This is a genomic window from Flavobacteriales bacterium, assembly GCA_020635795.1.
Classification (GTDB): Bacteria; Bacteroidota; Bacteroidia; order Flavobacteriales_E; family Vicingaceae; genus Vicingus.
Genome location: JACJZD010000001.1, coordinates 1,394,630 through 1,415,391, shown reverse-complemented (window position 1 = coordinate 1,415,391; position 20,762 = coordinate 1,394,630). Strand labels below are relative to the sequence as shown.

General features: G+C 32.4%; 19 protein-coding genes. 4 read left to right on the top strand and 15 right to left on the bottom strand.

What is annotated here, in order from left to right; translation table 11 throughout:
* Positions 1 to 23: 23 nt before the first annotated feature.
* From H6589_06230 to H6589_06210, 5 genes are all read right to left on the bottom strand, one after another.
* The gene (locus H6589_06230; GenBank protein MCB9174187.1) at positions 24 to 473 is read right to left on the bottom strand and encodes a MarR family transcriptional regulator; all 450 of its coding nucleotides are present in this window, start codon (positions 471 to 473) and stop codon (positions 24 to 26) included.
* 109 nt (positions 474 to 582) lie between these two features.
* Positions 583 to 1,557 (bottom strand): S9 family peptidase, encoded by a 975-nt coding sequence (locus H6589_06225; GenBank protein MCB9174186.1) that lies wholly within the window; start codon positions 1,555 to 1,557, stop codon positions 583 to 585.
* A 161-nt stretch (positions 1,558 to 1,718) separates the two neighbouring features.
* Positions 1,719 to 3,062, bottom strand: coding sequence for an ABC transporter permease (locus H6589_06220; GenBank protein ID MCB9174185.1), 1,344 nt, complete (start codon positions 3,060 to 3,062; stop codon positions 1,719 to 1,721).
* Positions 3,063 to 3,071: 9 nt separating this feature from the next.
* A complete protein-coding gene (locus H6589_06215) occupies positions 3,072 to 4,634 on the bottom strand; it encodes an ABC transporter permease (protein ID MCB9174184.1) in 1,563 nt (520 codons plus the stop codon).
* A 4-nt stretch (positions 4,635 to 4,638) separates the two neighbouring features.
* Positions 4,639 to 6,405 carry a hypothetical protein gene (locus tag H6589_06210; GenBank protein ID MCB9174183.1) on the bottom strand — a complete coding sequence of 589 codons (1,767 nt, stop codon included), beginning with the start codon at positions 6,403 to 6,405 and terminating at the stop codon, positions 4,639 to 4,641.
* A 208-nt stretch (positions 6,406 to 6,613) separates the two neighbouring features.
* Between H6589_06210 and idi the strand changes: the two genes are divergently transcribed.
* Entirely contained in the window at positions 6,614 to 7,144 is a 531-nt protein-coding gene (gene idi / locus H6589_06205) for an isopentenyl-diphosphate Delta-isomerase (GenBank protein ID MCB9174182.1), read from the top strand.
* Positions 7,134 to 8,045: a TIGR01777 family protein gene (locus H6589_06200; GenBank protein ID MCB9174181.1), complete on the top strand. Its 912-nt coding sequence runs from the start codon at positions 7,134 to 7,136 to the stop codon at positions 8,043 to 8,045. The genes idi and H6589_06200 overlap by 11 nt, the downstream gene beginning before the upstream one ends.
* Here H6589_06200 and H6589_06195 read toward each other — a convergent pair.
* A complete protein-coding gene (locus H6589_06195) occupies positions 8,034 to 8,891 on the bottom strand; it encodes a hypothetical protein (protein ID MCB9174180.1) in 858 nt (285 codons plus the stop codon). The genes H6589_06200 and H6589_06195 overlap by 12 nt on opposite strands.
* Positions 8,892 to 8,958: 67 nt before the next feature.
* Positions 8,959 to 9,306 (bottom strand): 4Fe-4S dicluster domain-containing protein, encoded by a 348-nt coding sequence (locus H6589_06190; protein ID MCB9174179.1) that lies wholly within the window; start codon positions 9,304 to 9,306, stop codon positions 8,959 to 8,961.
* Between the two features lie 45 nt (positions 9,307 to 9,351).
* On the opposite strand from H6589_06190, the gene H6589_06185 reads away from it, so the two are divergent.
* A complete protein-coding gene (locus tag H6589_06185; GenBank protein MCB9174178.1) occupies positions 9,352 to 10,410 on the top strand; it encodes an acyl-CoA reductase in 1,059 nt (352 codons plus the stop codon).
* 19 nt (positions 10,411 to 10,429) lie between these two features.
* On the opposite strand, the gene H6589_06180 is transcribed toward H6589_06185, so the two are convergent.
* The 8 genes from H6589_06180 to H6589_06145 all read right to left on the bottom strand — a co-directional run bounded on the left by H6589_06180 (position 10,430) and on the right by H6589_06145 (position 18,126).
* Positions 10,430 to 10,837, bottom strand: coding sequence for a hypothetical protein (locus H6589_06180; protein ID MCB9174177.1), 408 nt, complete (start codon positions 10,835 to 10,837; stop codon positions 10,430 to 10,432).
* 92 nt (positions 10,838 to 10,929) lie between these two features.
* The gene (locus H6589_06175) at positions 10,930 to 12,390 is read right to left on the bottom strand and encodes a hypothetical protein (protein MCB9174176.1); all 1,461 of its coding nucleotides are present in this window, start codon (positions 12,388 to 12,390) and stop codon (positions 10,930 to 10,932) included.
* Between the two features lie 27 nt (positions 12,391 to 12,417).
* On the bottom strand, positions 12,418 to 14,127 hold the full coding sequence (locus H6589_06170; protein MCB9174175.1) for an ABC transporter ATP-binding protein: 1,710 nt from the start codon (positions 14,125 to 14,127) through the stop codon (positions 12,418 to 12,420).
* A gap of 65 nt (positions 14,128 to 14,192) precedes the next feature.
* Positions 14,193 to 14,930, bottom strand: coding sequence for a tRNA pseudouridine(38-40) synthase TruA (truA, locus tag H6589_06165; GenBank protein ID MCB9174174.1), 738 nt, complete (start codon positions 14,928 to 14,930; stop codon positions 14,193 to 14,195).
* A 95-nt stretch (positions 14,931 to 15,025) separates the two neighbouring features.
* Positions 15,026 to 15,382 carry a hypothetical protein gene (locus H6589_06160; GenBank protein MCB9174173.1) on the bottom strand — a complete coding sequence of 119 codons (357 nt, stop codon included), beginning with the start codon at positions 15,380 to 15,382 and terminating at the stop codon, positions 15,026 to 15,028.
* 11 nt (positions 15,383 to 15,393) lie between these two features.
* Positions 15,394 to 15,735, bottom strand: a complete 342-nt coding sequence (locus tag H6589_06155; GenBank protein ID MCB9174172.1) for a hypothetical protein — start codon at positions 15,733 to 15,735, stop codon at positions 15,394 to 15,396.
* 61 nt (positions 15,736 to 15,796) lie between these two features.
* Positions 15,797 to 16,234, bottom strand: a complete 438-nt coding sequence (locus H6589_06150) for a hypothetical protein (protein MCB9174171.1) — start codon at positions 16,232 to 16,234, stop codon at positions 15,797 to 15,799.
* A gap of 182 nt (positions 16,235 to 16,416) precedes the next feature.
* On the bottom strand, positions 16,417 to 18,126 hold the full coding sequence (locus H6589_06145; protein MCB9174170.1) for a M61 family metallopeptidase: 1,710 nt from the start codon (positions 18,124 to 18,126) through the stop codon (positions 16,417 to 16,419).
* Positions 18,127 to 18,295: 169 nt separating this feature from the next.
* Here H6589_06145 and H6589_06140 point away from each other — a divergent pair, with 169 nt between their 5' ends.
* Positions 18,296 to 20,761 carry a TonB-dependent receptor gene (locus H6589_06140; GenBank protein MCB9174169.1) on the top strand — a complete coding sequence of 822 codons (2,466 nt, stop codon included), beginning with the start codon at positions 18,296 to 18,298 and terminating at the stop codon, positions 20,759 to 20,761.
* The last annotated feature ends 1 nt before the right edge of the window (position 20,762 follow it).

Below are 20,762 nucleotides of genomic sequence, written 5' to 3'. Positions count from 1 at the left end.
TACATGTTTTTTAGTAAATTTTTTTAATCTCTCAAGTTGTCTAAAAGGTTATTTATTTTTTTAGCTTCTTCGATTGTTGTTTTTTGTTTGAAACCATTTAAATCGTCAAGTTTTTCACCAATTTCGTTCAAAAGGCTTAAACCTTTAGCAGTAATTTTTATGTCCACTTGTCGTCTGTCGTTAGTGCAAACCTCACGTTCTACCAAGTCTTTTTGTTTTAGTTTGTCAACCAATCTACTAGCGTTTGAGTTTTTGTCGAGCATACGATCAATGATATTGTTTACGCTAATGGAGTTGGGATGTTGACCTTTTAAAATACGTAATACATTGTATTGTTGAGGACTTAAGCCAAAAGGTTTTAAGGCTTTCAAGGTTTCGTTGTTCAGCCAGTTGGCGGTATACAAAATGTTGATAAGCAACTTTTGGTGTTCCGACTTAAATTCTTTTTGTTTTATTGCGTCCTCTATTTTCATCTTGCAAATTTATACAAAAACATTTAATGTAGGTACATTTAATTTGAAAAAGTAAAAAACATTTTGCTAGTTAGGTTATGAAAATAATCATCAAGATATCGAGTATTTTTTATCTTCCGTGATATTCCATCTTTGGTAAAGGTTCATTATTTTTTAGATACTTATCAAACCAATTTACAACTTGTTCGTCAACTTCTTTTTTGTGCTCAGTAATTTCGTGATCTCCACCTTCAAACATAATTAATCTGTATGGAATTCTATATTTTTCGAATTCTGTAGCTAAATTTAAACTTTGATCAGGTTTTACACGCCAATCAGCATTACCATGTAATAATAGTATAGGAACATTTTTAGGGAAATTATTTACCCATTTAATTGCAGATCTTTTGTTTAACTCTTCTTCTTTTTGTTCATCGTAATTTGGAATCAATTCTGCTAAAACTCTTGATTCTATTTCAGGTCTATCTTTTATATTACTAAAAAGGTCTGAGAGTGCACCCCCAACTACAGCAGTTTTAATTTTATTAGTTTTTGTAAGAGCTATGTAAGTCATCATTCCTCCTCGACTCCAACCAAACATTCCAATTTTTTCAATATCAGCTCCTTTTACCTCTTCTAAAATTTTAGGAAGTATAGTTATGTCATTAATATCGTTACCACCAAATTCCTCTTTTCCTTCACTACCACCATTTCCTCTATACTGACTTGCAATTACAACATATCCTTCTTTTGCAATTTGTCCTAGTGTTAGCGCACCATCATATATTTTTAACGATCCAAACTCCCTATTGCCTCCTCTATTATAGATTACACAAGGATATTTTCCTATTTTTTTTGGTTTTGCCAATAGCCCACGAATTTTCAGTCCATCACTTAAATAAGTTATTCCATAAACTTCTATGCTGTCTAGATATTCGTACTCTGGTTTCCATTGTGTTTTGCCATTTATCGAATCTGTTAAATAAGGGAATATTGGATATTTTGACCAATCAGAAATTAATTCCTTTTTTATAAGAAGATTAGAATCTTGAGCTTGAATTGTTAAAGTGAAAAGAAATAGAATAACAGAAGTAATTAATTTCATGAGTTTTTTTTAATTGTGTATATATGAGTGTCTTTTGTACCTATTCGATTTTTTTAAAGTATAAGTTACTTTTTGGTATTGATATACATTTTCAAATATAACCAAATATAAAAAAGCCCATAAACAAATTTGTTTATGGGCTTTACAACTTTTTTTTAAAGTTACTGTTTCAATTTCGGGTCTAAGGCATCACGTAAACCTTCACCAATAAGGTTGTAAACGGTAATGGTAATAAATATAGCAATACCAGGAAACATTACCAACCACCATGCCTCAAATTCTTGTCGTCCAAGGCTTAATAACGAACCCCATGTTACTGATTCGTCGGGCACACCAATACCCAAGAATGATAAACCGCTTTCTACCAAAATGGCTGAAGCGATACCAAAAGCGATAGAAACAAATACTGGAGCTAAACCGTTTGGTAAAGCGTGTTTTAGCATGGTTCTTCTGTCAGAATAACCCAAAGCTTTTGCAGCTTGTAAAAACTCTAATTCTCTAATTTTTAAAAATTCTGCTCTGGTAAATCTGGCTATACCCGTCCATGATGTAATACCAATAATAACCATTAAAATAACCAAGCTACGTTCTTTCATAATAGCAGAAATGGTAATAATCAACAATAGGTTAGGCATAGAGTTTAAAATTTCTATTCCTCTCGATACAATAGAATCGACAGGAACGGTTACTTGCTTGTTTAAAAAACCTGGTAAGTTGATTCTACCAATGGTATTAAAAATAAATACTACCACAAAAAACAATAGCATACTTACCAATAAAGCTAAAATACCAGCACCCATCCCTTCGTTAAAACCTTCTGTTAAGGCAATGTTTCTTGCAATAAACGCATAAAAGAAACCCATAATAACACCCAAAATGGTCATATAATAACGGAAACGAGTAGCAATTAAATTTTTATCGCCATAAAAACCAGCCAAAGCACCTAAAATAATACCAATGGAAGCCGCAATACCCATGGATAAAATACCTACTAAAAGCGAAACTTTTGTACCATGTATTAAACCAGCAGCAACATCACGACCAATAGCATCGGTACCCATGTGGTGACGGAATTTTTTTGGAGCAGGAACAATTTCTCCATTAGTGTTTTTATAATATTGTTGGTCGGTTGGAGCAACATATTCTCTGTTGTATCTATCAGGTTTTTCGGGCGAGTAGGGGATTGGACACCAAACAACACTTTCAAGTTCTAATTGTTTCCAATCGGTAATGTCAAATTGTAATTTTTCCCAGTTTCCTGTTAAAGGATTTATGGTTGAATCGGTTTTAGCTGAATTAAAATAAGTTTGAAATGCTGGATAATATGAATTGCCTCTGTATTTTGCATAAAGAGGTTGGTCGTTAGCAATAAAGTGAGCAGATAAAGCTGTAAAAACTAAAAATAACAAGATGTACATGGAAACCATGGCAGCTTTGTTCTTTTTAAACTGCTTCCAAGCATATTTTTTAAACGAAAAATCTTTTTCTTTTTTTTCTTCTGACATCATCATTAATTAATTGTAAGAAATACGTGGATCAACAACTGCGTATAAAATATCGGCAACCAAGTAGCCAATTACAGTTAAAAATCCTGAAATAGTAAATATGGCAACAATCATTGGGTAATCGTAATTTAATATGGCATTAAATGTTTCTAACCCCATACCCGGTAACGAGAAAATTACTTCAATAATAACCGAACCACCAATTGCTACAGGGAAAATGTTAGCAAAAACGGTTATGATGGGTAATAATGAATTACGTAAAGCATGCTTAATTACCACAGTTTTTTCGTTTAATCCTTTTGCACGAGCTGTTCTAACAAAATCTTGACCCATTACGTCAATCATACCAACACGCATTATTCTACTTAAAAAAGCAAAGGAACTATAGGTGTATGCAATTAATGGTAAAACCATGTATGGCCAGTGATGTGCCATTTTGGTAAAGATACCCCAGTTCTCATCAAAAGTTGAGGGGTCTTCAAATCCAGATTCTGGAAACCAAACCAATACATCGGGGTTTGCAAAGGTATAAAGCAATAATGTTCCAATAAAGAACGAAGGCATGGAATACATTACAAACAATACAATGGATGATATTCTATCGAATTTAGAGCCTTTTTTGTAAGCTGAATAAATTCCAATAGGAATACTTACTAAATAAGCGAAGATGATAGAGAAAAAGATGAATACGAACGATACCTTAAATTTAGTCCAGATTTTGTCTGAGACAGGTTGGTTGTCGATGTAAGAAATACCAAAATCTCCACGCAATACTCCTTTTAGTTGCCCTGGTTGAGCTTCGGCAAACCAAGGTGCATTACCAAACAACCAACGGTGGTATTGATTGTTACCATAAAAAATAATTTTTGGAACATAGGTTTTCCATTTGGTAGCATTAGCTTTAAGGTTATTAAAGGCAATTTTTACTAGTTCAAATTTTGGTGCTAATGGTGCTAAATAAGCTGCTTTTTTATAAGCATCTTCAAGTGCAACTAATTTTGATTCAATGGTTTCTTCTGTATAAGTTTCTAGTAAACTTAAAATATCGAAACTGGTGTTGTTTTTTGCGTCGTTAATTTCGTTTTTCGAGTATTTTGATTCATAAACAGTATCAATGGTAATGTTTTTTCCGTCGTTGTTCTCAACATAGTTAACAATAGTATTATCCATGTAAATTTTATCCACATTTAACGAGTCGTATTCTTCTAATAAAGAGAGTGTGGCGTGGTAGTAGTTAGAAACGGCTTCCCAGTTACCATATTTTCGAGAAAGCTTAAGTAGATTGTCTTGTTGGGCTTTATCAGCAATTTTGTATAGTGTATCGCAATCAGCTAAGGTACTTAAGCTTAAGTAAAAGATAGGTAAATCCAAACCAAGTTTTGCACGAATAGCTTCTTTATCCTTTTTAGCGGAGTTAGATTGCTCATTGGCTGTACCTTCTTTATTTGCAGATTTTAATAAACGTTCAACAGGATCTCCAGGAGCATTAATACTAATAACAAACGCTAATAATGAAATGATTATTAACGTGGGAATAAAAACTAAAACTCTTTTTATTAAATATTTAATCATTTTGTTATTCAGGTTTTAATGTTGAACCACTAAATTCAGGTTTTAACGAAAGATTACCTAGAATAACACCAGGTCGTTCATTGTACATGTTCGCATTATCAAATCGCTTGTGAATTGCAATTTTTCTCATGTAGCTATAAAGAAAAATGTAAGGTTGATCGTTGTAAATTTTTGTTTGTAAAGCTTTAGTTGCAGCTTCGTGTTTTTCTTTATCTAAAGAAGTATTTGCAACAAATATTAACGAATCGCTCATTGCATCTCCAAAACCTGTAAAGTTGGAACCTTTATTAGCCCAAGATTCAGTATGCCATATTTGAACAGGATCTGAATAACCTGCAGAACCTCCCCAAGCTCCCATCATAGCGTCAAATTTATGGTCGTAAGCATTTTTGTAGAATAAAGTAAAGTCCATTGGAGTAGGTATAGCCTCAATACCAGCTTTATACATAGATTCTTTTATCATTAAAACAGTTTCTTTTGTGGAAGCATTTCCACTCATATAACTTAGTTTAAATGAAAAATTAAGTTTTACACCATTTATTACTTTATCTCTAATATTATCCCCATCAGTGTCTTTCCATCCAGCTTCATCAAGTAATTTTTTTGCTTTTTCAATATCTAAAGGAATTTCTTTTAAGTCTTTATTGTAAACCGAGTGGAGTGGAGAAACATGTGAAGTTTGACGATTGGCTTTGCCTTTAACAATAACTTTTATTATTTCATCGACAGGAACAAGATAAGCCATTGCTCTTCTTACATTTACGTCAGTAAAAAATGGTTTGAATTCTACGCCATCCGGTTTCATATTTAATCCAATATATCCATAGGAATATTCTGGCATAAATTCTGCATTGTAATTCTTATTAAAGTAATCTAGTGATTTTAATTTTAATAGTTTGGTTGTACCAACATAAGTTGAAACATCTATTTGTTGGTTTTTAATAGCCAAATATGCAGCGGCATCATCCGAAATAATTTTAAAAATAATTTTATCGGGATAAGCCTTGTCGTAAATAGCCGAAGAGTTTGCTCCATACCAGTTGTTTTTCTTTTCTAAAGTAATGTAACTCCCTACAACAAATTCTGTTATTTGGTAGGGGCCAAGTCCTACAAGTTTTTCAGGTTTGTAACTGTTATCACCACTATTAAATTCGTTAAACCATTTAACCATTTCTTCATTTGGCTTGTAATTTGGGTCATGAATATTTTCAAAAGAAAGATCATTCAAAATGCCTTTAGGATCCCAATATTTTTGTTGTTGGATATATATTTCACTATAGATGTTTAGATTCTCAACATGGAGAATTTTAGTTCTAACAATAAATTTATTGGGATTTTCAGGATGTTTTCTTACACTTTCGATTACTGAAGTATAAATACCTTTTATCTGTGTATTGTTTGTAAGTGGTGCTAATTGGACTTTAGTTGTAAAAATAACATCATCTACAGTTAGAGAACTACCATCATCCCATTTAACATTATCAATTAATTCGTAAGTGTACTCTAATCCGTCCTCTGATGGAATTGGCATTTCTTTAATTAAAAATGGAATAGTTTTAAGCGTTTTTAAATCCATTTTTACAAGGGTCTTTTGAGTATATTGAAAAATATACGATCTATTTGATGAGTTGTCGTTAAATGGATGCAACCCGTCAGGATTTGAAGAAATGTGAGCTATAACGGTATTTTGAGATAAATCTCTTTTATCAACACAAGAGTTTAGAAAAATTAAACTAATAATAAATAGTACTGTTTTGAAAATATTACTCATTAATGTTACCCTTTTTAAATAAGTATTCTGAACTCACAACGTTCGCTTTTTTTTAGATAGCTACAAATATAATATTACAAAGTTGATTATTGAAACCAATATTGGATATTTATTAGTTAATTAACAAATTAGGAAAACTTCATTTTTGGTAAAAAAGATTATATTGTTAACTTTTAAAAATGTATTTTTCTTTTAATTTTTTAATAGGATGATTGAAAACCAGCTAATATTAGTAGATGAAAATGATAACCAGATAGGGTATGGTGATAAAATGGAAACTCATGTTAATGGTGTTTTACATCGAGCAATTTCAGTTTTTTTATTTGATTATGATGGTAATTGGATTTTGCAACAAAGAGCAAAGACAAAGTATCATTCTGCTGGATTATGGACAAATACTTGTTGTACTCATCCATATATTAACGAGGATACAAAAGGTGCAGCTAACAGAAGGCTAAAAGAAGAGATGGGAATTGATTGTGAATTGAATTTTGTTTTTAAATTTTTGTACAAAGCAAACTTAACTAATGGGTTGATTGAACATGAATTAGACCATGTGTTTATTGGAATTACAGATAAAATTCCTACACCGAATGAATTAGAAGTTTACACTTGGAAAAAATCAACATATTTGTCCATTAAAGAAGAGTTAAGCGAAAACCCTGAAAATTATACGGAATGGTTTAAGCTGTTGTTTGAAAAAATCAACACAAATTATTTGAAAAATAATAATGATTAATGTTGTTATAACAGGAGGTTCAGGATTGATTGGTTCGCAGTTAACCCAACTGCTTATTAATAATAATTATAGTGTAACAATATTAACTAGAGGTAATAGAAAAAGTTCTAATAAGCTTAAGTATAGTTTTTGGGACATTGAAAATCAATTGGTAGATATAGATGTAATTACAAATGCTGATTATATCATTCATTTGGCTGGTGAAGGTATTGCTGAGAAACGATGGACAAACAAACAACAGCAAAAAATTTTACAAAGCAGAGTAGAACTAACTTCTTTTCTCTTTGATGTATTATCTAATCATAAAAATCAATTAAAGGCTTTTATTTCTGCTTCAGGAATTGGGTATTATGGTGCAATAACTACAGACGTTGTTTTTACTGAAGAGCATATCAATCATTCAGATTTTTTGGGAGAAACGTGTATGTTATGGGAAAATGCTATAGATAAATTTAATGTTATAGGCATTAGAACCGTTAAATTACGTACAGGTATTGTTTTAGCTAAAGATGGTGGAGCATTGCCAAAAATGATTTTACCTTTTAAATTTGGTTTAGGAAGTGCTTTGGGTTCTGGCAATCAATTTATGCCTTGGATACACATCAACGATTTATGTTCGATGTATTTAAAAGCTATTCAAGATAATAACATGAATGGAGCCTATAATGCTGTGGTTGATGATGCTACTACCAATTCTATTTTTACTAAAAGTTTATCAAAAGTATTGGGTAAAAGAATTGTATTACCAAATGTGCCAAGCTTTGTATTAAAAATAATGTTAGGTAAAATGGCTGTTTTGCTTTTAAAAGGTAGTAGAGTAAGTAATAAAAAAATTAAAGATTCAGGTTTTTCTTTTCAGTTTGAAAATTTAGAAAAAGCCTTATCAGACTTAATTCGGTGAGTTGTAAAACCTGTCTTTTAGGTTTTTACGTTGTTGTATATCAACATCTTTTTGATACAACCACTTGTTTTTATTTAACACAAATCCATCAAAACGATTTAATGCCGGGCCGTAATATTCAAAAACACCTTCTAAGTTAGAGCTTGTAGGAACCAAATAGTCAAATACGATGAGTTGTTGTTTTACATCGAATTTTAGTGACATAACTGCTGTTTCTGAATAAGTAAAAATCACTCTTTTTTGTACTTTTTTCTCCATTTTAAAAACAGAAGAACCAAATTTGATTGCACCGTTTTTACTCACCGTCATTACATCAATAATTTTTTTGTTGGTAAGGTTGTAATCGCCATCCCAGCCTAGCAGTGTATAGGTGTCGTTGCCTAATTTTTTATCATGAATAATTTCGTAATACAGGGCTCCATACCACGTTTTGTCGGTGAGGGTTTGAAATTCAGATTTATTTAAGTCGGACGATTTATCAAAGAGTTCAACAACTTTGTATTCGTCTTTATTGATTTTAACTTGAACAAACGCAAAGTATTGATAAGTTTCATCCTCAAAAGGTAAAGCCCAATTGTATATTTTAATTTTATCGTTCGATTTTAAAATACTGATGGCTCTAATATTCTTAAAAGGGAAGTCAAATGAGCCATTAAGCTCTAAAGCTTCTTTTAAAAGGGATTGAAATTCAAGGTTTACTTTTTGTTTCGTTTCATCATTGGCTTCGCTAACCAAATCAATACTTAGTTGGTTTAGTTCTTTTTCGTAATAATCCAAACTCTTTTCTTGTGAAAACAAAAAAGACGAACTCAGTAAAAAAAGAATAAGGTATAATGATTTAAGCATAAACTAAAAATAAAAAAAACCGTGCAATAAACACGGTTTTTCTAATCTAATATTGTACCATACTTGATTAAGCGTGTAATAAATCTTTTTTAGCCAGTAATTCTTCTTCAGTTTCTCTTATGTCTTCATCGTCAACACAGCAATCAACAGGACAAACAGCAGCACATTGAGGTTCATCATGAAAACCTTTACATTCCGTACATTTATCAGATACGATATAATAAAAATCAGTACTTACTGGTTCTTGAGTAGTATCAGCATCAATTTCTTGTCCGTTTCTTAACTTAAAACTTCCGCTTACAGAAGTTCCATCGCTCACTCTCCATTCATCTCCGCCTTCGTAAATAGCGTTATTAGGACATTCTGGCTCGCAAGCTCCACAATTAATACATTCGTCGGTTATTTTAATTGCCATCGTATTTCAGTTTAATGTTTGTAATTTTACCGCAAATGTAACAAAATGAGTTTAGAAAAAAGAATAAATGCTTTTGTAGAATTAGGAAGTTTTTTAACACAATACAGTTCAAAACATCAGCATGAGGCATTAGAAAGTTTGAACCAGCAATTTTTTAGCGATTTTGATATTTTAATGAACAACCAAAAACCTTTTAACGGCTGGTTTACACCGGATAATGTTGCTTTTGCAGTTGAGTCTATTGCCAAGATGTTAAGAAAGGAAGAATTACATCAATGGTTAAGTAACTATACCATTAATGATCATACAAAACCTAAAAGAGTAGGAGTGGTAATGGCTGGAAATATTCCGTTGGTTGGTTTTCACGATTTTTTAACGGTCTTGATTACAGGTAATGTTTTGGTAGCTAAAGCCTCGAAAGAAGATAATTTGTTGATTAAAAAAATTGCGGAAATTTTAATAGCCATTGAACCTGATTTTAAAAGCAAGATTGTTTTTACTGATAAACTTGAAAATTTTGATGCTGTTATCGCTACCGGAAGCAACAATACGGCACGTTACTTTGAATATTATTTTGGAAAATACCCCAACATTATTCGTAAAAATAGAAACTCGGTAGCCGTGCTAACAGGTAACGAAACTGCCGCCGATATGATGAATTTAGGCAAAGATATTTTCCAATATTTTGGCTTGGGTTGCCGTAATGTTTCTAAGCTGTATGTACCTAAAAATTATAGTTTTAACTTGTTTTTCGAATCTATTGTAAACGATTACAAGCATGTGGTGGAGAATAATAAATATGCTAATAATTACGATTACAACAAAGCTGTTTATTTGTTGGGCAGCAACCAATTGTTAGACAATAATTTTGTGTTGTTAAAAGAAGCAGAATCTTTATCATCTCCAGTTGCAGTAGTACATTACGAGTATTATAATAGTTTAAACGAAGTAACAACATTATTAGAAAATAAAAAAGAAGAAATACAATGTGTGGTTACTGAAGCCAACCTACCAAACGTTTTTAAATTAGGACAAGCTCAACAACCCACTTTATGGGATTACGCTGATGGTGTTGATACGGTAGAGTTTTTGTTGAGGTTGTAACTTTTAATGAAAACCGTTTTCAAAGGGTTTTATTTTTTGATGTAGCCATTTTTATTTCATTGCTTTTCAATCCGTAAACCTTTTTCCCATTCTGTTCTGAAATTAGGGTGAACGTTTCATAGTAAATCGTAAGGTCATTTCGAAGTCTTACTTTATGACAGCATCCCTGTATCCAATTAGAATGTAATTGTTTTCCGGTGTGTGAATTAATTACAATAATTATAAACCCTGGCTCTGATTTAATGTGTTTCCATTTTACAAGTGCCACATTATTTCCATCTCTTGACCATGAACACTTGTCCTGCCAGCTATTATTTTTCTCAATAGAAAATTTAATTGTTCCAATAATTACTATATCTGCCAGATTGTAAGGAGAACCATGTCTGATTTCGCCTATGTTTTTATATTTTATTTGAAATGGTCTCATTTTTCTATCGGCTACTAACATCCAAATAAATACACCTCTGTATTTATTAGCCTATATATTTAACTCAAATATAATTAATCAGGATTAATAAATCAATACTCGTAAGCACCAATATCGGGAGGGTTGTTACGAGTAACACCATCTCTATCAAAAATAACACTACTAGCAACTCCAGCATTTTGAGCAGGAGAATTCCATGCTAAACGGTAATTGTGTATAGTGTAATCAGCAAAAATACTCGTATTACCAGGGTTTTGTATGTTGTTGCCCACATTGCCTGATAAACCAGATGTAGTTTTTAATAAGCTGTAGTAAATAGCATAGTTTAATGTGCCAGGAGCAATTATTTCAGTGGTAAATTCATTGTCGATATTCCCATAAATAATGGAATTTTTAAAATTTAGCGAATCAATGTTTCGTACTTGTATATTTCCGTTAATATCTTGGTAATAGTTTTGAGCAAAAACTGCAGGTGTTTGTCGAACCCCATCGGGCCAATAGTTGGCAATGGTAGCGTGGTTAAAAATGTATCGCCCACCACCTGTAACCAAAAAGTTGTATTGTCCGCAATTGGTAATTAAGGTGTTTTCGCTTTCAATAATGAAATTGGTAGCCATTAAACCTACGGCAGAAGAATTATGAATTTCGCAGTTGTTCAAAATCAATTTATTTGAACTTATTGCGGTGTTGGGTTCAAAAGGTAAAGTTTCGGCTTGTATGCCAATATAAGCATTTTTAACGATGGCGTAATTAAACACATTGTTAACACTGCCTTCGTTTACCCAAATTCTGTCCCATTGTCCTGGTACATCTTTAAAACTATAATCTAATCGTGTTCCTTGGAAAGTTACGGGGTCGTCTTTTGTTCCGTTAATGTTTAAGTTACCACCTTTATACACCCATATACCCGATTGGTTGTACAAATGCACTCTTACGCCAGGGTTAATGTTCAATACATCAGCCGAGTCAATTACCAAGTAGCCATATATTACATAAGGTTTGTCGTTTATCCATGTTTGGTTAATAGGAGGTAAGCTGCCATCACAATCACCATCTAAACAAGAGTATTTTGGTAATCCATTAGTAGGGAAAACTTTAGGTGTAAAATAATGAGCATTTTGTCCCCAAGCAGCCAAGTGTACTTTTTGTTGGTTTCCGTTTGTAATAAAAATAATGTCGTCTTCTACCACAAATGGAGAAAGCACATTGTTGGGGTCAATGGTTACTTCAACAAAAACAAACAAACTGTCGTTGGCTTCAATTTCAACATCGGTATGCACATTGCCCGATACACCATCTACATTAATTCTAAATTGAGAACCTGTACCTCCTCCAACAGAAATACTTGCAATATTTACCGCTTTGTTGTTTCTGTTGTAAACGGTAAACCTACGAGTGGTAGAGCCAATGGTTGCAAAAACAGTATCTACAATCAAGGTGTCAGTAGAAAATGAAATACGAGCAGAACTATCGGTAGTAATTTCATCTTTCCGACACGAAAAGGTGGTAAAAACAACCACTAGAAGCGATAATATGGAAGTGTATTTTAGCATTGGTCTGGTAAAGATAGTAAATGTTCGTTAGTTTACAGGTTCATTTTTAAATTGATAATCGTACAGTTTTTTGTAGTAACCTGCAGTATTTATTAACTCGTTATGGCTACCTTCTTCTACAATTAACCCTTTGTCAATTACCAAAATTTTGGTAGCGTTTTTTATGGTTGATAAACGATGTGCAACAATTATTGATGTTCTGTCTTTAGTTAATACTTCGGTGGCATGTTGTATCAATGCTTCCGATTCGCTATCTATGGATGATGTTGCTTCGTCTAAAATTAAAATTTCTGGTTGGTGAACATAAGCCCGAATAAACGAGATTAATTGTCGTTGCCCAGCAGATAATAACGCACCACGTTCTTTAACATTGTATTGGTAGCCTCCAGGAAGTTTACTGATAAAATCGTGAGCACCTACTTTTTGTGCAGCTTCAATTACTTTTTGTTCGGTAATATCGGGGCTATAAAGTGTAATGTTGTTGTAAATGGTGTCGGAAAACAAAAACACATCTTGTAACACTACTGAAATGTGTTTACGTAACAAGTTAAGTTCAATGTCTTTGATGTTAATTTCGTCAATTAAAATTTCGCCTTTATTAATTTCGTAATACCTGCCAATTAAGTTGATGATAGATGATTTTCCAGCACCAGTAGCACCTACCAAAGCCAGAGCCTCGCCTTTTTTAATTTTAAACGAAATGTCTTTTAATACCCATTCTTCATCGTTGTAGGCAAACCAAACGTTTTTAAATTCAATGTTCCCATTTAATTCCTTAGCTGTAAGCGTACCACTATTTTCAATGGTAGAATTGGTGTCTAACAATTTAAAAACACGTTCAGAACTTACCATTCCCATTTGTAGGGTATTGAATCTATCTGCCAATTGACGAATTGGGCGATACAACATGTATATAAACAAGATAAAAGAGAAAATAGTTCCTGGTGTGGTATGAAGTGCTGCTACTTCTTTAAACCCATACCAAACCATTAATGCAATGGATGCCGCTGATAAAATTTCTACAATTGGAAAGAAAACGGAATAAGCCCAAACGGTTTTGATGTGAGCGTCTCTATGGTTTTTGTTGATGTTCGAGAATTTATTCATTTCAACTTCTTCACGGTTAAAAATCTGTACAATTGACATCCCTGTAATGTGTTCTTGAACAAAAGTGTTGAGTTTAGCTACTTCTTCACGTACTTCTTGGAAAGCTTTTTTTATCACTTTTTTAAATACCGATGTGGCTAAAAACAATAATGGAATTGGTATTAAGGTCATTAAAGCTAAATCCCATTGTTTGTAAAGCATGTAGCAAATTATGGTTACGATTTTTAGTAAATCACCAATTATGACTAAAATACCGCCCGAAAACATTTCGGCAATGGTTTCAATGTCAGAAACTGTTCGTGTAACCAACTGACCAATAGGGGTATTGTCGAAGTGTTTTAAACGGAATTCCAAAACGTGTTTAAACACTTGGTTTCGTAAATCACGAATTACGTTTTGTCCCAACAAGTTGCCCAAATAATTGAATAAATACTCAAAAACAGATTCCAACAATAAAAAACCAATCAAAATTATGGTCATGGTAAGTAAACCTTCGCCATCAAAGTTTTTTATGTTTTCATCAATGGTTTGTTGTATTAAGACTGGGCGAACCAAAGCCACAAAAGCCAATACAACGCTTAATAAAGCAGTGAAATAAAACACACCTTTGTAGGGATTGGTGTATTTCATTATGCGTTTAAATAACAAAAAATCGAATGCTTTACCTGATACGCTGTTTGACAATTTTATTTACTTTATATAAATGGATAAGTTACTTTGGTTAAATATAATCCGTGAGCAGGAACACTTGTCCCAGCATTTGAACGGTTTTTTGATGCTATTATTTTATTGATTTCATTTGCTTCTAGTTTTTCTAAACCAACATCAATCAAAGTGCCTACAATTGCTCTAACCATGTTTCGCAAAAAACGGTCGGCTGTAATGGTAAATACCAGAATGTTATTTTTTATTTCCCACTGAGCAAAAGTAATTGTGCAATTGTTGGTTAAGGTATCGGTATTACTTTTACTAAAACACGAAAAATCGGCATGTTGAATAAGCAATTTTGCGGCTTTGTTCATTAACTCTACATTTAGTTTTGCAGGGTGATAATAGGCAAAATCGGTGTAAAACGGGTTTTTGGTATGAATAATCCAATATTCGTAAGTACGTGATGTTGCCGAAAATCGTGCATGATGGTCGTCGTTTACCAAAATGGTATTTGAACAAGCAATGTCTTTTGGCAAAATACAGTTGAGTTTATAAGTGAGTTGTTGAGTATCAACTGTTTTTTCGGTTTCAAAATGAGCATAATAGTTTTTGGCGTGAACTCCAGTGTCGGTTCTACCGCAACCCATTACTATTATTTCTTCTTGCAAAAAAGTAGATAAAGCAGCGTTTATTTCAGCTTGAACAGTATGGGCATTCTCTTGTATCTGCCAACCGTGGTAGTTTGCTCCGTGGTACTGTATTTCTAAAAAAAATCTGCTCATAACGAGCAGCAAAATTAAGGATAATAGGTTAGAATGAAATCAAAATAAAAAAGGCTGATAAATATTATCAGCCTTTTTAAGAATCAATTTTTAAATTATTTTTTTACCTTGAAAGGTTCAAGGTTCAGTTTTTCACCTTTTTTATTAACCAAAACAATTTGTTCAATATAAATATACTCAGGGTTAACTTCTTTTATTTTATCAATAATTTTATCAGAAACAACATTGTCAGTCATTTTTACTTCTATGTAATCGTTGCCAGATTTAAATCCAAGAGTAAAAGAGTTTACCTTGTAGTTTGGGTTATCAACAGTTAACATTTTACATTCAAGTAAATGGTTTAAGTGAATGGTATTTGCTGGTTTTTCACAAACGGTAATGTTCATTTTTTCTTGCGAAAATGCAGAAAACGAAACAATTAAGCCAATTACTAAAAGCGATAAATTTTTCATAATAGTTTATTTTAATACTGATTCATCATTTCAGCCCAAGGCATAGCAGTTAAAGCAGCTCCAACAATACTAATGTAAATGATAATTACAATTAAGTAAAGACTAGATAGACAAAGGCCAATAATACCACATACTTTTCCAGCTTTCATGTTTTTGTATGAGCTTTCCGAATAGGTGTTTGGATTGTCGTTATACAGTTTGTTAGCTTTGTTACCAAGAACAATAGCAATAATACCTAAAACCATTCCTACTAAACCATAGCAAAAACAGAATACGATAGATAGAATACCTAATACCAACACTCCCGTTGAATTTGGTAAATTTTGTTGTGTGTTTATTTGTTGATTTTCCATAAAGTAAATGTATAAAAAAAAGGCTGTTATAAACAGCCTTTTTCGAATAATTTTTTTAAAATTAGTTCATGTGTTTAACGTTCAGATAATACATTACTATAAAAGCAATTGTAATTACTGCTCCAAATACACTAAACCCACTATAAACAATACCCATGATTAAAGACACAACACTTGATCCTGTATAAATCATGAAACCTTGTTTTTTTAATTTCCACATTTTAAGAACGCCAAGTAATGCACCAATAGTAGTTAAAAAGCCTACAATTACATATGCCCAAGTCATTCCAGCACTAGGAGTTGCTGCAGAAAGAGCTGACATTCCTTCCATTCCTTCCAATGATTCCATACCTGAAGTTATAGCGCTGGCAGCACCCATTAATGTGATTACAGTTATGTATCCAAAAACAGCAAAACCTGCTGCAATAAATGATAAAATACATAATACTGTTAAGAATACTGGTCTTTTACCAGTTGATTGTGTAGTTTCTTCTGTCATAATTTTTTAATTTTTGATTAATAATTTATTAGTTAGATGAAACTAATTTAGAACATTATTCGATAAACGCAACTTTTTTTACGATAAATGTTTTGAACAAAAAAACGTAAAATGAATGTTTTTATCACAAAACGAGCAATAAAATTGGGGAATTTTAAAATGTTAATAAGTTGAAAAAAATGTTATTTTTTCCAACTAACAAAATTTTTATTGGTAGTTTTTGGGGTTGAAATACGGTAAGTTTTGAAAAACAACTCTTTTCCCGATTTTAATGTAATGGGTTCGGTTAATCCTAATTCTTTTTTAACGATTAAAAATTGTTCATCTTTATTGAAATAATTGCTCCACAACTCTAAATCGTTAACTATTTTATATCCGTTTATAGCAATAACTTCATCATTAATGGTTAAACCTTGTTGTTCTGCAATAGAATTAGGGTAAATGTTGTCGATGAAGCATTTTCCATTTTCGTAACGCGTTTTAAAACCTAAATAACTCTCGTTAAAATTGTTGGTAGGAGTTATTGTTAATTCAATTCCTAAATAATCTAAGTTATTTTTTATTAAAGGGGTAAAATCTTTTTTGTCGTGAATAAGGTTTTTGTAAATGTTGTCAAACGATTTTCCTGCAATTTTTTCTACAGTATTTTTGTAATCAGCATCAGAAACGCCTTTTCCTTTTTTTGCAAACTCGGTATAAAGCATTTTCATTACATCGTGTAAAGATTTGGCATTTTTAGTGCTTTTTAAAATAAAAACATCCGTTATAAATGCAATTAACGCTCCTTCGGTATAAATAGATGTTTTTCTGCCAGGAACACCTTTTACATAACCATCCAGCCAAGTGTCTAACGATGATTGAACAACAGAATAATTGTCGATTGCAGTATTGTGGTAATGACGTAACAACAACTCGTTAAACGTTTTAGCATATTGTTCCCAGTTAAAAACACCAGAAGTAAACAAAAACTTATCGCCCATGTAAGTAGTAACTCCTTCACATAAATAACCCATTGGCGAATAGTTTTCCTTGGTATAATTGTAGGGAAACATTTCGATGGGACGAATTTGTTTTACGTTCCATGTATGATACAATTCATGAGAACTCACACCCAATAGTTCATTATACCAATCAGGGTTGTTAAAAACATCGTATGATGGACCAATTGTAATAACTGTAGAATTGCTGTGTTCAACTCCGTGGTAAGCTTTGTAAGGCAATACCTGAATTAAAAAATGGTAGTCTTTAGCAGGAAAACCTCCAAAGGCTTGAATTTGAGCTTTACAGAATTTTTTAAAATCGGTTTCCAGCTTTTTAAAGTAGGGTTTGCACTCTCCATTAAACCAAATATTAAAATTCACTTTTTGCTCAGTAAATGAATGGTGTTTTAGGTTGTTGCTAGCAATAAAAGGACAATCAACTAACTCGTGAAAGTCTTTTGTTACAAATTTGTTTTTGCTTTTTGGTGTTAACCCCGTTGCTACCGAAAAGTTTTTAGGGATATTTAATTCCAATTCACATGGTTCGTTAATTCGTTCAGGAACATATAAAAAGCAGTTTACACCATTTACGTACAATTGACTATCATCAATAAAAGAAGAACCAGCATTGAGTTCGTTCGCAAAATAATTATATTTTAGGGTAACAGATTTAACTCCTTTGGTCTGCACTTCCCACAAGTCTTTCGATACTTTTTCGCTTTTTAAACTTTTGCCTTTCTCATCAAAAGCCGCCCATTTTTGGATGTTTTTGGCAAAATTTCCTAATTCATACCTTCCTGGTCGCCAAGCAGGGAGTTGTATTTGAAGCATGTTAGAATTCACGTTGTCAATAGTAAATTCAATATCAATATATCTACTGTTGGGCTGTTGATGAAAGACTTTGTATTTCATAATAGTGTTTTTTACAAATGTAGTATTTCATGTTATTACAAACTAATTGAGCAATAAAATGATGTTTGTTTAAGTTTTTAACATTTTTTATGACCGCTAATCACAATTCGTTAGTTGTTACCCGGTAAGGTTTATACATTTGGAGTATCTAAAAAAGAAAGTAAATTTCATGAAATACATTCAATTCTTCATTTTTTCTTTATTCTTCGTTTGTGGAGACACTATATTGTTTGCACAAAGTGAAGAAAATAAAGGTGTGGTGAGCGGTGTTGTAAAAGATAAATCACTTCAATCAAGTATTGAATTTGCTACGGTTTCCTTGTTTAAAACCAGCGATTCTACGTTGGTTACAGGTGGAATTACATCAGTTACTGGGACTTTTGAAATCATTAAAGTACCAGTTGGTAATTTTTATGTTAAGGTAGATTTTATTGGTTACGAACCAAGCTTTTTTCATAATATCAATATCACAGATGAAAATACTTTAATTGATTTGGGCGAAATCAATTTAGCTTCATTTGCTAAAAACATGTCGCAGTTTGAGTTTGTGGATGAGAAAGAATTGATGGAGGTGAAGATTGATAAAAAAGTATATAATGTATCGAAAGATATTGGCGTACAAGGAGGGACTGGTTTGGATGTGTTAAAAAACATGCCTTCGGTAGATGTGGATGACCAAGATAAAGTGAGTTTAAGGGGTGATCAAAGTGTTCAGATTTTAATAGATGGGCGACCATCAACCATTGATGCAGCACAGTTGTTAAAGCAAATCCCTGCAAGTTCAATTGATAGGATAGAGGTGGTAACCAATCCGTCTGCTAAATATAACCCCGAAGGCATGTCAGGTATTTTGAATGTAATCATGAAAAAAGAAAATGCTCGAGGAATGAATGGTAATGTTGGTTTAGGGGCTAGTTATAATGGCGACCCAGGATACAACGGTAATTTAGGGCTGAGTTTCAGAAAAAATAAAATAAATGTAAACACCAATTTTGGTTATCATCAAGGGGTTTGGAGTTATAGTGGTGTTTCTGATAGAAATTATTTTAGCGATACTACTTATACGCAAACCATGACAGATTTTGGGGCTAGCAAAAACCTTAATTTATGGTATTCAGGAGGATTGGATTATTATGTAAATAAAAAGAACACCTTGTATATGGAAATTAGTGGTTGGAATGGAATGGGAGATCGTTTTGATAACAACCATTACGATTATTATGATGAGGGCAAAGTAAGACAATCGTACTCCGATAGGCTAGCAAATACAGGTGATTATTATCGTGGAAACGACATGAATGTTGGTTGGCAAACACAATTCGACAGTGAAGAGCATACCTTGGATGTGGATATTGATTATGAAATTAATACTAGTGATGGGGATAATGATAATAACGAACATTTTTACTTGAGTAATGGAATGGAATACAAAAATCCGAGAGCACAAAATACCGTTACGAAAAACAAAAACACGGAATTAGACATGAAAGTGGATTATGTTTTGCCCATAAATGATTCATTAACATTAGAATTGGGAACTAGAACTACCATTGAAAATATTGATAATGATTTTTATTCCGAATCGTTAAATAGCTTTAATGTATTTAAGAATGATACCAATTTAAGTAATGTGTTTTTTTATGAGCAAAGTGTTTATGCTCTTTATGCAACCTTGGGTAAACAATTTAAGAAATTTGGAATTAAATTGGGTTCAAGGTTAGAGAATACGATAATTAATACAGAACTTCAAAATACCAAGCAAAAATCAAATCAGAACTATTTAAGCCTATTTCCATCTGCACACTTATCATATAAAGCAAACGAAAAAAACGAATTACAGCTTAGCTACAGTAGAAGAATAAACAGACCAAACACTTGGGAGGTAAATCCATTTGCATCGTACACCGACCCTTATAACTTGTGGCAAGGAAACCCGAACTTAAAACCTGAATTTATTGATGTTTATGAATTGGGCTATTTACGTTTTGGAGATAAAATAAATTTTAATTCGAGTGTTTATTTCCGACAAGTAAACGGTCAAAAGCAATCGATTACTTACTTAAACGAAAACAACATTTTTGTTACGAGTAATCAAAACTTATCCACCACTTTTATCTATGGTGGCGAAGCTTCTATAGATTACAAAGCTTACAAGTGGTTAAAAATTAACAATACCAATAATATTTGGACAGCGAATATTAATGGTGCTAATACCAATTCTACATCGCAAACCTATGGTTGGTCATCACAATTAACAGCTAATTTCACTTATAACAAATCGTGGTCGTTTCAATTGAGAGGACAGTATTCTGGAGCACAAGTTACTTACCAAAACAAGACCGAAGCGAGGTATAGTTTAAATGCTTCTATTAGTAAAACAGTAATGAAAGAAAAAGGTAGAATAACCTTGAGGGTTAATGATATTTTTAAAACTCAGCGTTGGGCAAACGAGAGTGTTAACCTTGGTGGTTTTTCATACAGAAACGACAGGAGATGGGCTTCACAATCAATTAACATTAGTTTTAACTATAATTTTGGTAAAATCAATTACGATTCTCAAAAACGTGATGTTAAAAATAATGATGCCGGTGATAATTTAAACATCGGTGGTGGCGGTGCTGGTCAAGGGAAATAAT